Genomic DNA, 12,693 nt, shown 5'->3' on the forward strand with positions numbered 1-12,693 from the left:
CATCCGCCGGAGGCTTAAAATTAATTCAGTAGAAGCTACTCACTTCTATTGAATTAATTTTATTATTTGTCAAAAAGCTATATTTTAAGCTAACATAAGAATAGAATCGATAGAGGTGATAGTGATGGCAGATAAAACAATGAAACAACTCCAAGAAGAGGTAGACGCATACATAGGCCAGTTTAAAGAAGGCTATTTTAGTCCGCTTGCATTACTTGCAAGGCTGACAGAGGAATTAGGTGAACTCGCGAGGGAAGTCAATCACTATTATGGTGAAAAGCCTAAAAAAGATACCGAAACGCAAAAAAGCATGGCTGAGGAAACGGGTGACCTGTTATTTGTTCTGATTTGTCTTGCAAATTCCTTGAACATTGACCTAGAGGACGCACATAATACTGTTATGAACAAATTTAATACAAGAGATAAAGATAGATGGACACGAATTGATACTAACAAATAAAGGGGAAGACAAAATGGATCTAATTAAAATCGTAATTGCCGGACCAAGGGGGAGAATGGGAAAAGAAGCGGTTGCCCTTGTTCAGGCAACAGAGAATTTTTCACTAGTCGGGGTGATCGATCGTAAAAATAATGGTCAGTCATTAAGTGATGTTGAAGGCTTCTCAAATGTAGATGTTCCTATATTTACGGATATTGTAGAATGCTTCTCTGAAACAAAACCAGATGTGTTGATTGACTTAACTACACCTGAAACGGGTAAATACCACACCAAAGTTGCAATTGAACATGGTGTACGCCCGGTAGTAGGCACAACAGGCTTCACTAAAGAAGAACTAGACAGACTTTCAACGATGGCTGAGGAACGTAGAGTAGGTGCAATTATTGCTCCTAATTTCGCAGTCGGTGCTGTGCTAATGATGAAATTCTCACAAATGGCTGCCAAATATTTTCAAGATGTGGAAATAATCGAGCTTCACCATGATCAAAAACTCGATGCGCCATCTGGAACAGCAGTGAAAACAGCAGAACTATTGACAACAGTTAGAGAATCAAAGCAACAAGGACATCCAAATGAAAAAGAAACCATTCAAGGAGCACGTGGTGCAGAATATGATGGAATTCGCATACATAGTGTACGCTTACCTGGACTTGTCGCACATCAAGAAGTAATGTTTGGTGGAAATGGACAAATGCTTTCTATTCGTCATGATTCATTCAACCGTTCTTCCTTTATGTCAGGTGTTAAATTATCTGTTGATACCGTAATGAATCTTGATATTTTAGTGTATGGATTAGAAAATATTATCGAATAAGGGGATACCGAACAATGAAAATAGCCTTAATTGCTCATGATAATAAGAAAACAGACCTTGTACAATTTTCAACAGCTTATACCTCTATTTTAGAACAGCACGAATTGTTTGCGACTGGAACAACAGGCTTACGCATCTCTGAAGCAACTGGACTACAAATCCACCGTTTCCAATCAGGACCACTAGGTGGCGATCAAGAAATCGGTGCAATGATTGCAAAAAATCAAATGGACATGGTGATCTTTTTTAGAGACCCACTAACTGCTCAGCCGCATGAGCCAGATGTTTCCGCATTAATTAGACTATGTGATGTGTATTCTGTTCCATTAGCTACTAATATGGGTACGGCAGAGGTTCTAATTCATGGACTTGAAAAAGGTTTTTTTTCGTGGCGTGAGATTATCCGTGACAGACAAGAAGGAAATAATCTATAATCCTTTGAACTTTTATTAATACATATGTGTATTTGACGCAGAAGTGGGAGATTCATCAATGAAACTTAAAATTGGGATTACCTGTTATCCATCAGTTGGGGGATCAGGTATCATTGCTACGGAGTTAGGGAAGCTGCTTGCAGAAAAAGGACATGAAATTCATTTTATTTCTTCAAGTCTTCCGTTTCGTTTAAATAAAATCTATTCAAATATTTATTTTCATGAGGTGGAGGTAAACCAGTATTCAGTTTTTAAATATCCACCATATGACCTTGCATTAGCAAGTAAAATGGCAGAGGTTACAAAAAGGGAGAAGCTTGATCTTCTACATGTACATTACGCAATCCCACATGCAGCTTGTGCTTATTTAGCGAAGCAAATGGTAGGTGGGGATGTCAAGATTGTGACGACCCTTCATGGAACAGATATAACTGTTCTCGGATATGATCCCTCCTTAACGGAACTCATTCGGTTTGGAATCGAGCAATCCGATGCAGTGACAGGTGTTTCTCAATCACTTGTCGAGCAAACCTATGAATTAATTGAGCCGAAAAAAGAGATTAAAACGATTTATAATTTCGTGGACGAGAAAATTTACTACAAACGAGATGTAGCTGACTTACGCAAACAATATGGGATTGGGGAAGATGAAAAAGTCATTATCCATGTTTCCAATTTCCGAAAGGTAAAACGCGTACCTGATGTTATTGAAGCATTTAACTTGATTCAAAAAGAAGTAAAATCCAAGCTGTTATTGGTCGGTGATGGCCCGGAATTAACTACAGCCTGCAAATTAATTAGCAAATTTGGACTAACTGATAAAGTTCTTCTTTTAGGAAAACAGGAAAATCTGCCGGAACTTTATTCAATTAGTGACTTAAAGCTTTTATTATCTGAAAAAGAAAGCTTTGGACTAGTTCTAATTGAAGCAATGGCTTGTGGGGTTCCTACAATCGGAACCAATACTGGCGGAATTCCAGAGGTCATAGATGAAGGTGTAGATGGTTATATTTGTGAGCTTGGTGATTTAGAAGACATCGCCAATAAAGCAATTTCTCTATTAAACGATACTAGATTACATAAAAAAATGTCTAAACAGGCAATCCGTTCTGTTCAGCAAAAGTTTAACTCTGAGAGAATTGTCAATGATTATGAGGACTTGTATTATTCAATACTTAAAGACAAACGGTGATTGGGGCTACAGAAGATGGAAGGACCTTTTGTAAAAGCAAAAGAAATTCTAACAATTTTACATAACAATGGCTATGAGGCTTATTTTGTCGGTGGTTCAGTCCGTGATTATCTTCTACAACGACCGATTGGTGATATTGATATTGCAACCTCTGCAAGACCGGAACAAATTATGGATATGTTTCAAAAAACAATTGATGTCGGTGCGGTTCATGGAACAGTGATTGTTTTACATAAGGGTGAGGAATATGAGGTAACTACATTTCGAACTGAGGAGGGGTATGACGATTATCGACGACCCTCTCATGTTGAATTTGTCACTTCCCTTCACGAGGACTTAAAAAGAAGAGACTTTACGATGAACGCGATTGCGATGACAATCGATGGAGACATTATCGATCCTTTCGGAGGAAAAAAAGCAATTGAAAAGAAACGAATCCAAACAGTAGGTGACCCTAACGAACGTTTTTTTGAAGATGCACTTAGGATGATGAGGGCTGTTCGATTTTCAAGTCAATTGTCCTTTTTGTTATACAAGGAAACGGAATCAGCCATCTCTGATAATGCGTCGTTATTAAAAAAGATTTCTGTTGAGCGGATTACAATCGAATTTGAGAAATTACTCAGTGGTCCAAGCTGCCAAGATGCAATTCCAATCTTGATAAAAACAAATTTATTTCAATACATACCTGGTTTAGCTGACGAAACCCGCCATTTGGAACGATTTTCCTTCTATAAATGGAATCAACTTCAAGAGAGGGCTGAGTATTGGACACTTGTTTGTTATTTACTGAACAAGGATGATATAAAAACTTTTTTAAGACAATGGAAGTTACCGAATAAAATAATCGAACAGGCTGTAAAAAATGTGGTTTGTCTTGAAAAAGTCTTACAACAAGGCTGGAGCAAACGTTATTTATATGATTGTGGAGCACAAAGCATCCAACAAGTTGAACGAATTCTACGAGTTCTAGGGGAACATCAAGAAGTGTCACCCTATCAGGAATTTTGTAAATTACCCATTAAACAACGCTCTGATTTATTGATAACAGGTGAGGATCTCTTACTTTGGTTCAATCAAAAACCAGGAAAATGGGTAGCGGAACTTTATGAAACAGTTGAAAATGGAGTTCTGGAAAACAAGGTGGAAAATAGCAAAGAAAAAATAAAGGAGTGGCTTCTATCATGCAATCAGAAATCAGAAAAAAATTGTTAGAAGTCTTCTCAAGTAGCGATGGAGAGTTTATTTCTGGTCAAAAATTAAGTGAGCAGCTTGGTTGCTCGCGAACGGCCGTATGGAAGCATATTGAGGATTTACGAAATGAAGGTTATGAATTAGAGGCCGTTCGAAAACTTGGATATCGAATCATTACCAAACCAGATAAAATTAGTAGCAATGAAATCCAGCTTGGTCTTGAAACTCAAAGTTTAGGGCGAAATATTCATTTTCAGGAATCTGTAACCTCAACCCAACAAATCGCACACAAATTAGCGTATGAGGGGGCTGTCGAAGGTACTCTTGTCGTGGCAGAAGAACAGACAATTGGTCGTGGCAGATTAGATCGGGCATGGTATTCCCCAAAACACACGGGTGTCTGGATGAGTCTGATTTTAAGACCACAGATTCCACCCTCACAAGCACCACAGTTAACATTATTAGCGGCAGTAGGTGTCGTTCAGGCAATTCAAGAAGTGACGGGTTTGGAACCAGATATTAAATGGCCGAATGATATTTTAATCCATCAAAAAAAAATTGTTGGTATTTTAACCGAGCTTCAAGCTGAAACAGATCGGATTAATTCTGTCATTATTGGAATTGGTATTAATGTGAATCAGGACTTGAGCCAATTTCCTGAAAGCTTACACTCTATTGCGAGCTCACTAGCAATTGAAAAGGGCGAAAAAATAGACCGTGCAGAGTTAATACAGGTGATTTTATTAAAAATCGAAAAGCTGTATAAGGAATATTTACAGCATGGTTTCAAAGTCGTGAAGCTTCTATGGGAAAGCTATGCGACAAGCATTGGAAAGCAGATCATTGCTAGAACTCTTTCTGGTTCAATTGAAGGAAAAGCAATTGGCATCAATGAGGAAGGTGTATTGCTCCTTGAGGACGCAGCAGGCACAGTGCATCACATCTATTCAGCAGATATTGAGCTCCCTAAAAAATAAATGTAGAAAAGAATGTGAATCTTTTATATAATTCAAAGTGATGGGTGGTATCCTTTATGGAACTACACCAAGATTAACTTTTTTACCAAATCAAATTATATTTGTATTCTGCCTTGATCCATTGGACTGGGACAGAGGGATGAAATTTACCGAACTTATGCATCTTTAATCCTTCTTTCTCTTTTTGAAAGAAGGATTTTTTATATCAATTATGATAGCTACCACGAATCGGTCTTTTCATCTCCTCTTTTAGGAAACTCGGGTGAAGTACCTTGAGCAAGGCGACTTTAAAGAAGGGTTATTTACTTTCTAAAAGCCAAAAGGAGGAAAAATGATGAAACAAACAACTGAATTTTTGAAAATGAAACAAAGGAAAGAGCCAATCGTCATGTTGACAGCCTATGATTATCCATCTGCTAAGCTTGCAGAAGAAGCTGGAGTTGATATGATCCTTGTCGGTGATTCATTAGGGATGGTTGTATTAGGCTATGATTCTACTATTCCAGTAACAGTAGATGATATGATTCATCATACGAAGGCCGTAAAACGTGGTGCAAAGGATACATTTATTGTAACAGATATGCCATTTATGTCTTATCATGTTTCGCAATCTGAGGCTATGAAAAATGCAGCTCGGATTATCCAAGAATCTGGTGCTCATGCTGTAAAAGTTGAAGGAGCAAAGGATGTTATTTATACGATTACCTCTTTAACTGATGCAGGTATTCCTGTCGTCGCACATTTAGGTTTAACACCACAGGCTGTTGGAGTTTTAGGGGGTTATAAAGTACAAGGAAAAGATGCAGAAAGTGCAAGACAGTTAATTGAGGATGCAAAAAAAGTAGAAGAAGCGGGAGCAATAGCTTTAGTGCTTGAATGCGTTCCGAAACAATTAGGAGAAGAGGTCACCAACAGCATTTCGATTCCTACAATCGGAATCGGGGCTGGAAACCGTACAGATGGTCAAGTACTCGTGTTCCATGATGTGGTTTCATATGGGGTTGATCGTGTTCCAAAGTTTGTAAAACAATATACTTCAGTGAATGAACCAATTTTACAAGGACTCTCTAATTATGTGACTGAGGTAAAAGCACGTTCATTTCCAGAAGATAAACATTCTTACACAATGAAGGAAGAAGAGCTTGCTAGCCTTTATGGGGGAAAATAAACATGAAAGTCATCACATCAATCAAGGATATGCAGCAATATATCCAATTATTGAAATTAGAAGGAAAAACAGTCGGATTTGTACCAACAATGGGGTATCTTCATGAAGGGCATTTAACCTTGATGAATAAAGCAAGAAGTGAAAATGATGTATTAGCTGTGAGTATATTTGTGAATCCACTTCAATTTGGTCCAAATGAGGATTTTAATTCCTATCCACGTGATTTTGAAAGAGATAGCAAACTCGCAGAAAACAATGGTGTAGATGTTCTTTTTTACCCAAGTACAGAAGAAATGTACCCGACAAAAATGTCTCTTACTGCAGTCGTCCATTCAAGAATCAATGTATTATGTGGAAAACAGCGGAATGGTCATTTTGACGGAGTTGCTACAGTACTTGTAAAATTATTTAATACTGTACAGCCAGATCGTGCGTATTTTGGGTTAAAAGACGCACAGCAGGTAGCTGTTGTGGACGGTTTAATCACGGATTTTAATTTCCCAATAACACTTGTACCGGTGGAAATTGTTCGCGAAGACGATGGGCTTGCGAAAAGCTCTCGTAATGTGAATCTAAATCCACAAGAGAGAGTAGAAGCACCGAGATTATATGAAAGTCTTTCAATGGCAAAACAGGAAATAGACAAGGGACAACGTAATCCGAAGGTTATAGAAGAATTAATAAAAAATCATATCACAGCTTACACATCAGGAGTTATTGATTATATTGAGATGTATCGTTATCCTGAGCTTGACGAACTTTTTGAGCTAAATGGAAAAATCATCATTGCGATTGCTGTCAAGTTTACAAAAGCAAGACTTATTGATAATATAATTTTTGATGTGAAAGAAATTTTTTAGGGGGAGCATCATGTTCCGAACTATGATGAACGCAAAAATTCATAGAGCACGTGTTACAGAAGCAAATTTAAACTATGTAGGCAGTATTACGATTGATGAAGATATATTAGATGCCGTTGGAATGGTTGCTAATGAAAAAGTTCAAATTGTAAATAATAATAATGGGGCTCGACTTGAAACATATATTATCCCTGGTCAAAGAGGAAGCGGTGTATTTTGTTTAAATGGTGCTGCCGCTCGTCTTGTACAAGAAGAAGATGTCATAATTGTCATCTCATATGCGATTGTACCTGAGGAAAAATTGGCTGATCACAAGCCAAGAGTAGCTATTATGAACGAAAACAATCAAATTAAAGAATTAATCTTTGAGGAACCAGCAGCAACTGTATTGTAAGAAAAGCGGAAGGCTCAGCTTTCGGCGATAAGCATAAGACGAGCGCTGAAAGAAGGTGCCTTTTACTTTCCGAAGCGTTTGGCTTAGACCAAAGAGCCGATGGCGCCTGCAGCTAGACATAAAGACTATGGTAAAAACGCCCCCAATTTGGGGGCGTTTGTGTTAGGAGGTGGCACCAATGAAGAAACGCTTTGTCGTCGTAGACCTAGAAACAACTGGGAACTCTCCAAAAAAGGGTGATAAAATTATTCAGTTTGCAGCAGTCGTGATTGAAGACGGAGAAATTATTGAAAGATTTGCGACCTTCGTAAATCCGAAACAAGACATCCCGATTTTTATTGAGCAATTTACTGGTATTTCTAATGAAGTTGTAGCGAATGCTCCTGATTTTTCAAATGTTGCACCTGAAATTATTTCAATGTTTCAAGATTCTTATTTTGTAGCTCATAATGTTCCTTTTGATTATTCTTTTTTACAGGAAGAATTAGCACAATGTGGGTTTGAAAATTTTCATTGTCTTACCATTGATACGGTTGAACTATCAAGAGTAATGCTTCCTTTAGCAGATAGCTATAAGCTCGGGCAGCTTGCTGAAACTCTATCATTAACCCATGAAAATCCTCATCAAGCCGATAGTGACGCTGAAGTAACGGCCGAGATTCTTTTAAAAATTTTACATAAAATTGAACGATTACCACTTGTTACGATTCAAAAGCTATATTCCTTGTCAAATTATTTCAAAAGTGATATTCGTGAAATTTTAAGTAAGATTCTAGACGAAAAGTTAATTCATGCGGAAAAGGATACGAAATTTGATATATACCGTGGTCTTGCACTTCATAAAAGTTCCAAGCAAAAAGATAAACGAAAACAAAAAAGCTATACATATACAGAGGTTTTTCACTCGGTGATACACGAATTTCCGTTTCGTCAAGGTCAGCTCGAAATGGTACAAACAATCCACCATGCAATGGAAACCAACCAGCATGCAATGATTGAAGCGGGAACCGGGATAGGAAAATCAATCGCATATTTGCTGCCTGCGATTTATATCTCCAAAATGAAGGGACGTTGCATAATTAGTACGAATACTCTTCAGTTGCAACATCAGTTATTAGAAAAAGACATGGCAAAAATGCGAGAGATCCTTTCATTTGATTTTAATGTTGCGTTATTAAAAGGTAGAGGGAATTATCTTTCTTTAAGAAAGTTTGAACAAATTCTTTACGAGAACACGGATAATTATGATGAAGTGTTAACAAAGGCGCAAATTTTAGTATGGCTAACAGAAACAGAAACAGGCGATATCGACGAAATAAATTTATCATCAGGCGGCAAGCTTTTATGGGAGCGGGTTAAAAGTACAGTTGAAAATCCTGGATTTAAGGACTTAATTTGGGAATCAAGATGCTTTTATCAAAAGGCAAGGAACACGGCTGAAAAAGCAGATATCGTGATTACCAATCATGCTTTACTTTTACAGGATTTAGACAAACACTTTGAAATTCTTCCATCGTATGATTATTTAATCGTAGATGAAGCCCATCATTTCGAATCTTTAGCAAAACGGCAGGTAGGCTTTCATATTCATTATTTATCAATTCATTCAGTACTTATGAGAATTGGTCTGCTTGAGACAAATGACATGTTGGCAAAATCGTCAAAACTCATGGAAAGGAATGGCTTTGATACTGATTCTTTTTTACTTGTAAACCAACTCATTAAGGATATAAGAACAGCAGTTAACGATTTCTTTCGAATGATACGTAGCCATGTCTTAATGAAATTTCCAGAAGAAAATGAGAAGAATCGAATTCAATATATCCTACATTCTGGGCATGAATATGGTGAACACTGGCAAGAAGCAATTGAGCAGCTTACAAAGCTTAGCATTTTAATAAAAGAGCTTGTAAATAAAGTCCAATATCAAAAAGAACTCATGATCCAAAATAAGTCCCTGTTAACTCCATTACAGCTCGGGCTATTTAATGATTATATATTAAGTATTGATTTATTAGCTGAAAAGTGTTCAATTATTGAGAGGGTTGTTGGGGACAAAAAAAATCAAATGACTTGGATTGAAATTGATCCAAGAGGACCTGTAAATTCAGCAACTCTTTTTGCAGAGCCAACAGATGTCACTGATTTTTTAGCCGACCACTTTTTTGCCTTTAAGAAAAGTGTGATTATGACTTCTGCAACATTAACGGTTGATGATTCATTTACCTATATGATTGATAAGCTTGGTTTGGATGATTTCCATCCAATTACGTTATCGATTCCATCACCATTTGATTTTGAGAGCCAAGCAGCATTGATGGTGCCTATGGATGTTCCGCTGGTCAATTCTGTTTCCCGGAATGAGTTTGTTGATTCGATTTCCGAACAGATTGCTCAAGTTGCGAATAAAACGAATGGAAGAATGCTTGTATTATTTACTTCATATGACATGTTGCAAAAAACATATATAAATTTAAAAAATTCGGTTCAGCTTGAACAATTTGTATTAATTGCTCAAAGTATTAGTGGAGGGAGTCGGGCAAAATTAACAAAAAATTTTCAAGCGTTTGATAAGGCGATTCTTCTTGGAACGAGTAGTTTTTGGGAGGGTGTCGATATTCCTGGAGAGGATTTGAGCGCACTTGTAATCGTAAGACTTCCATTCGCTCCACCAAATGATCCGATTTTTTCTGTCCGTGCCAAGATGATTGAAGAAAAAGGAGGAGATTCCTTTAGAGATCTTTCGTTACCGGAAGCAATCATTCGCTTTAAACAAGGCGTTGGTAGGCTAATTCGGTCTGAAAAGGATAAAGGGGTAATTTTTATCTTGGACCGTCGAATTGTCACAACAGGATACGGAAAAAAGTTTCTAACCTCAGTTCCAAAGATGAAACTTTTCCACAAACCTCTATCTGAGCTATTAGAGAATGTAGAAGAATTGTTATAGAAAATCCATCAAAAAAGGACCTGTCAAAAGACAGGCTAAGGCGTGGGATTAGGAGTTTATTTTTCGGGTTTAACCCAGATTTAAAAAATTATATTGTGAATGGTATTACACCTGATATAATGATGTAAGGCAACTTCAACTGTAAGGTTGTAGTACTACTATTGTTACCGTATGCGAGAAATCGTATAAGTAGTAAAATTTGTGATGAATGAAGGGAGAGCTTTTGCTTGGAAAGTAAGATAGAAGTTCTATCAACAGTTAAAATTCAAAATACTCCTGATTTATATAAAATAGTTGATGCGTTAAATCGGACATTAAAGCATAAAGATCTCATGTTTGGTCTTGCACTTGATCGAGAAGATCAAAATAAATGCGTTTTTACAATTTATCGTACGTAAAGTAGTGGATAAAATATGAAAAAATGGATAATTGGAATACTTATCCTGCTCCTTATTATTACTATTTGGAGGGGAGTAAATATTTATCAAACGGCTCTTGACCCACTTATCAAATATGAAGCAAAAGGAAACGAAATTGCGCTTGACAAGACACCGATTGAAACAATTGAAGATAGTTATACATATTTTGGAACTAAGGCATATCAAGTTGTCATCGGGAAAAATGATAAAGATGAAAAATTGATTGCTTGGATTCCGGAGAAAAAAGGGGAAATAGTAACACGCTTTGAAAGCGATGGGATTACAGAAAATGAAGCAGTAGCTATTTTAAAAAAAGAGCGGAATCCACAAGAAATTCGTTCCGTCAAACTTGGACTTGAAGATAACATCCCGATTTGGGAAATTATTTATATTGGTAGTGATAATCGTTTGACCTACCATAAATTGTATTTTGAAACTGGTAAGTATCGGAACTCAATCAAACCATAATACGTGGAGGGAATACCATGAAATTAGCAAACAGAGTAGCAGCATTAACACCTTCTTCAACACTTGCCATCACTGCAAAAGCAAAAGAATTGAAGGCTGCTGGCCATGATGTAATTGGACTTGGTGCAGGTGAACCGGATTTCAATACACCTGATTATATAATCGAGTCAGCCGTAAAAGCAATGAAGGAAGGACACACTAAATATACACCTTCTGCTGGATTACCTGCTTTAAAACAATCAATTTGTAAAAAGCTGTTGAATGACCAACAAATAGAGTATAAGGCAAATGAAGTTATTGTTGGTTCTGGTGCAAAATTTGTGTTATACGCGTTATTCCAAGTTCTCCTAAATAAAGATGATGAAGTTATTATTCCAACACCTTACTGGGTAAGCTATCCTGAACAAGTTAAGCTTGCAGAAGGTGTACCTGTATATGTAGAAGGTAAAGAAGAAAATAATTTTAAAGTGACTATTGAACAGCTTGAAGCTGCAATCACAGATAAAACGGTCGCATTAATATTAAATTCACCAAGTAACCCAACTGGTATGCTTTATTCAAAAGAGGAATTACAAGCTATTGGGGAACTATGTGTGAAGCATAATGTTTGGATTGTATCAGATGAAATTTATGAAAAGCTTGTGTATTTCGGGGCCACACATACATCGATTGCACAAGTAAGTGAAGAAGTGAAGGCAAAAACAATCATTATCAATGGTCTGTCGAAATCACATTCAATGACAGGTTGGAGAATTGGGTATGCCGCAGGTCCACAGGAAATTATCAAAAGCATGACAGATCTTTCAAGTCATAGTATTTCAAATCCAACTTCAATCGCACAATATGCAGCCCTTGCAGCTTACGAAGGCAATCAAGAGCCAGTTGAAACAATGAGACAGGCATTTGAACAGCGTTTAGACGTGATTTATGATAAATTAGTAAACATACCTGGTATGTCATGTATTAAGCCACAAGGGGCATTTTATCTATTCCCAAATGCTAAAAAGTGTGCTGAATTGACTGGATATAACAATGTCGATGATTTTGCTAAGGCGTTATTAGAGGAAGCACTCGTTGCAGTCGTTCCAGGGTCTGGCTTTGGAGCGCCAGAAAATATGCGCTTATCATATGCAACATCATTAGACCAATTAGAAGAAGCAATCAAACGTATTCATACATTTGTTGAAGAAAAAAGGAAATAAATGTGATCCGATGGGGACGGTTCAGATTGAGCAGTCCTCGTTCTATTTCTTGCTTCGTTATGACAAGAAATGTATAATGAAGTAGGTATTTATACATAAGTTTTAACTTTATTCAAACTTTGTCTGAATAAAGTTAAAGCCTTCGGCGGATGCCACGATTTTTC

General features: G+C 37.0%; 13 protein-coding genes. All 13 read left to right on the forward strand.

What is annotated here, in order from left to right:
• Positions 1-124 precede the first annotated feature (124 nt).
• The 13 genes from V7112_RS10915 to V7112_RS10975 all read left to right on the forward strand — a co-directional run bounded on the left by V7112_RS10915 (position 125) and on the right by V7112_RS10975 (position 12,529).
• Positions 125-460 carry a nucleotide pyrophosphohydrolase gene (locus tag V7112_RS10915; protein ID WP_335419020.1) on the forward strand — a complete coding sequence of 112 codons (336 nt, stop codon included), beginning with the start codon at positions 125-127 and terminating at the stop codon, positions 458-460.
• Between the two features lie 13 nt (positions 461-473).
• Positions 474-1,274, forward strand: a complete 801-nt coding sequence (gene dapB, locus V7112_RS10920; RefSeq protein ID WP_335419023.1) for a 4-hydroxy-tetrahydrodipicolinate reductase — start codon at positions 474-476, stop codon at positions 1,272-1,274.
• A gap of 14 nt (positions 1,275-1,288) precedes the next feature.
• A complete protein-coding gene (mgsA, locus tag V7112_RS10925) occupies positions 1,289-1,708 on the forward strand; it encodes a methylglyoxal synthase (protein WP_335419027.1) in 420 nt (139 codons plus the stop codon).
• Positions 1,709-1,766: 58 nt separating this feature from the next.
• Positions 1,767-2,900 (forward strand): N-acetyl-alpha-D-glucosaminyl L-malate synthase BshA, encoded by a 1,134-nt coding sequence (bshA, locus tag V7112_RS10930; protein ID WP_335419030.1) that lies wholly within the window; start codon positions 1,767-1,769, stop codon positions 2,898-2,900.
• Between the two features lie 15 nt (positions 2,901-2,915).
• The gene (locus V7112_RS10935; protein WP_335419033.1) at positions 2,916-4,115 is read left to right on the forward strand and encodes a CCA tRNA nucleotidyltransferase; all 1,200 of its coding nucleotides are present in this window, start codon (positions 2,916-2,918) and stop codon (positions 4,113-4,115) included.
• Positions 4,085-5,071 carry a biotin--[acetyl-CoA-carboxylase] ligase gene (locus V7112_RS10940; protein WP_335419035.1) on the forward strand — a complete coding sequence of 329 codons (987 nt, stop codon included), beginning with the start codon at positions 4,085-4,087 and terminating at the stop codon, positions 5,069-5,071. The genes V7112_RS10935 and V7112_RS10940 overlap by 31 nt, the downstream gene beginning before the upstream one ends.
• A 334-nt stretch (positions 5,072-5,405) precedes the next feature.
• Positions 5,406-6,239 (forward strand): 3-methyl-2-oxobutanoate hydroxymethyltransferase, encoded by an 834-nt coding sequence (panB, locus tag V7112_RS10945; protein ID WP_335419041.1) that lies wholly within the window; start codon positions 5,406-5,408, stop codon positions 6,237-6,239.
• Between the two features lie 2 nt (positions 6,240-6,241).
• Complete coding sequence (gene panC / locus V7112_RS10950) at positions 6,242-7,099, forward strand: pantoate--beta-alanine ligase (RefSeq protein ID WP_335419044.1); 858 nt, start codon at positions 6,242-6,244, stop codon at positions 7,097-7,099.
• A gap of 10 nt (positions 7,100-7,109) precedes the next feature.
• Positions 7,110-7,493: an aspartate 1-decarboxylase gene (gene panD / locus V7112_RS10955; RefSeq protein ID WP_335419047.1), complete on the forward strand. Its 384-nt coding sequence runs from the start codon at positions 7,110-7,112 to the stop codon at positions 7,491-7,493.
• A gap of 178 nt (positions 7,494-7,671) precedes the next feature.
• Positions 7,672-10,440, forward strand: a complete 2,769-nt coding sequence (dinG, locus tag V7112_RS10960; RefSeq protein WP_335419050.1) for an ATP-dependent DNA helicase DinG — start codon at positions 7,672-7,674, stop codon at positions 10,438-10,440.
• Between the two features lie 227 nt (positions 10,441-10,667).
• Positions 10,668-10,838 (forward strand): YpmA family protein, encoded by a 171-nt coding sequence (locus V7112_RS10965; protein ID WP_335419053.1) that lies wholly within the window; start codon positions 10,668-10,670, stop codon positions 10,836-10,838.
• 15 nt (positions 10,839-10,853) lie between these two features.
• Entirely contained in the window at positions 10,854-11,327 is a 474-nt protein-coding gene (locus V7112_RS10970; protein ID WP_335419057.1) for a cell wall elongation regulator TseB-like domain-containing protein, read from the forward strand.
• A 17-nt stretch (positions 11,328-11,344) separates the two neighbouring features.
• Positions 11,345-12,529, forward strand: a complete 1,185-nt coding sequence (locus tag V7112_RS10975) for a pyridoxal phosphate-dependent aminotransferase (protein WP_335419060.1) — start codon at positions 11,345-11,347, stop codon at positions 12,527-12,529.
• Positions 12,530-12,693: the final 164 nt, after the last annotated feature.

The organism is Bacillus sp. JJ1566 (assembly GCF_036962685.1).
Taxonomy (GTDB): domain Bacteria; phylum Bacillota; class Bacilli; order Bacillales; family Bacillaceae_L; genus Ferdinandcohnia.

Bases quoted from the DNA above. Each gene is read 5' to 3' on its own strand.
- panC (WP_335419044.1), top strand. From the start codon at position 6,242: ATGAAAGTCATCACATCAATCAAGGATATGCAGCAATATATCCAATTA.
- V7112_RS10935 (WP_335419033.1), top strand. From the start codon at position 2,916: ATGGAAGGACCTTTTGTAAAAGCAAAAGAAATTCTAACAATTTTACAT.
- V7112_RS10975 (WP_335419060.1), top strand. From the start codon at position 11,345: ATGAAATTAGCAAACAGAGTAGCAGCATTAACACCTTCTTCAACACTT.
- dapB (WP_335419023.1), top strand. From the start codon at position 474: ATGGATCTAATTAAAATCGTAATTGCCGGACCAAGGGGGAGAATGGGA.
- V7112_RS10915 (WP_335419020.1), top strand. From the start codon at position 125: ATGGCAGATAAAACAATGAAACAACTCCAAGAAGAGGTAGACGCATAC.
- mgsA (WP_335419027.1), top strand. From the start codon at position 1,289: ATGAAAATAGCCTTAATTGCTCATGATAATAAGAAAACAGACCTTGTA.
- dinG (WP_335419050.1), top strand. From the start codon at position 7,672: ATGAAGAAACGCTTTGTCGTCGTAGACCTAGAAACAACTGGGAACTCT.
- bshA (WP_335419030.1), top strand. From the start codon at position 1,767: ATGAAACTTAAAATTGGGATTACCTGTTATCCATCAGTTGGGGGATCA.
- V7112_RS10970 (WP_335419057.1), top strand. From the start codon at position 10,854: ATGAAAAAATGGATAATTGGAATACTTATCCTGCTCCTTATTATTACT.
- panD (WP_335419047.1), top strand. From the start codon at position 7,110: ATGTTCCGAACTATGATGAACGCAAAAATTCATAGAGCACGTGTTACA.
- panB (WP_335419041.1), top strand. From the start codon at position 5,406: ATGAAACAAACAACTGAATTTTTGAAAATGAAACAAAGGAAAGAGCCA.
- V7112_RS10940 (WP_335419035.1), top strand. From the start codon at position 4,085: ATGCAATCAGAAATCAGAAAAAAATTGTTAGAAGTCTTCTCAAGTAGC.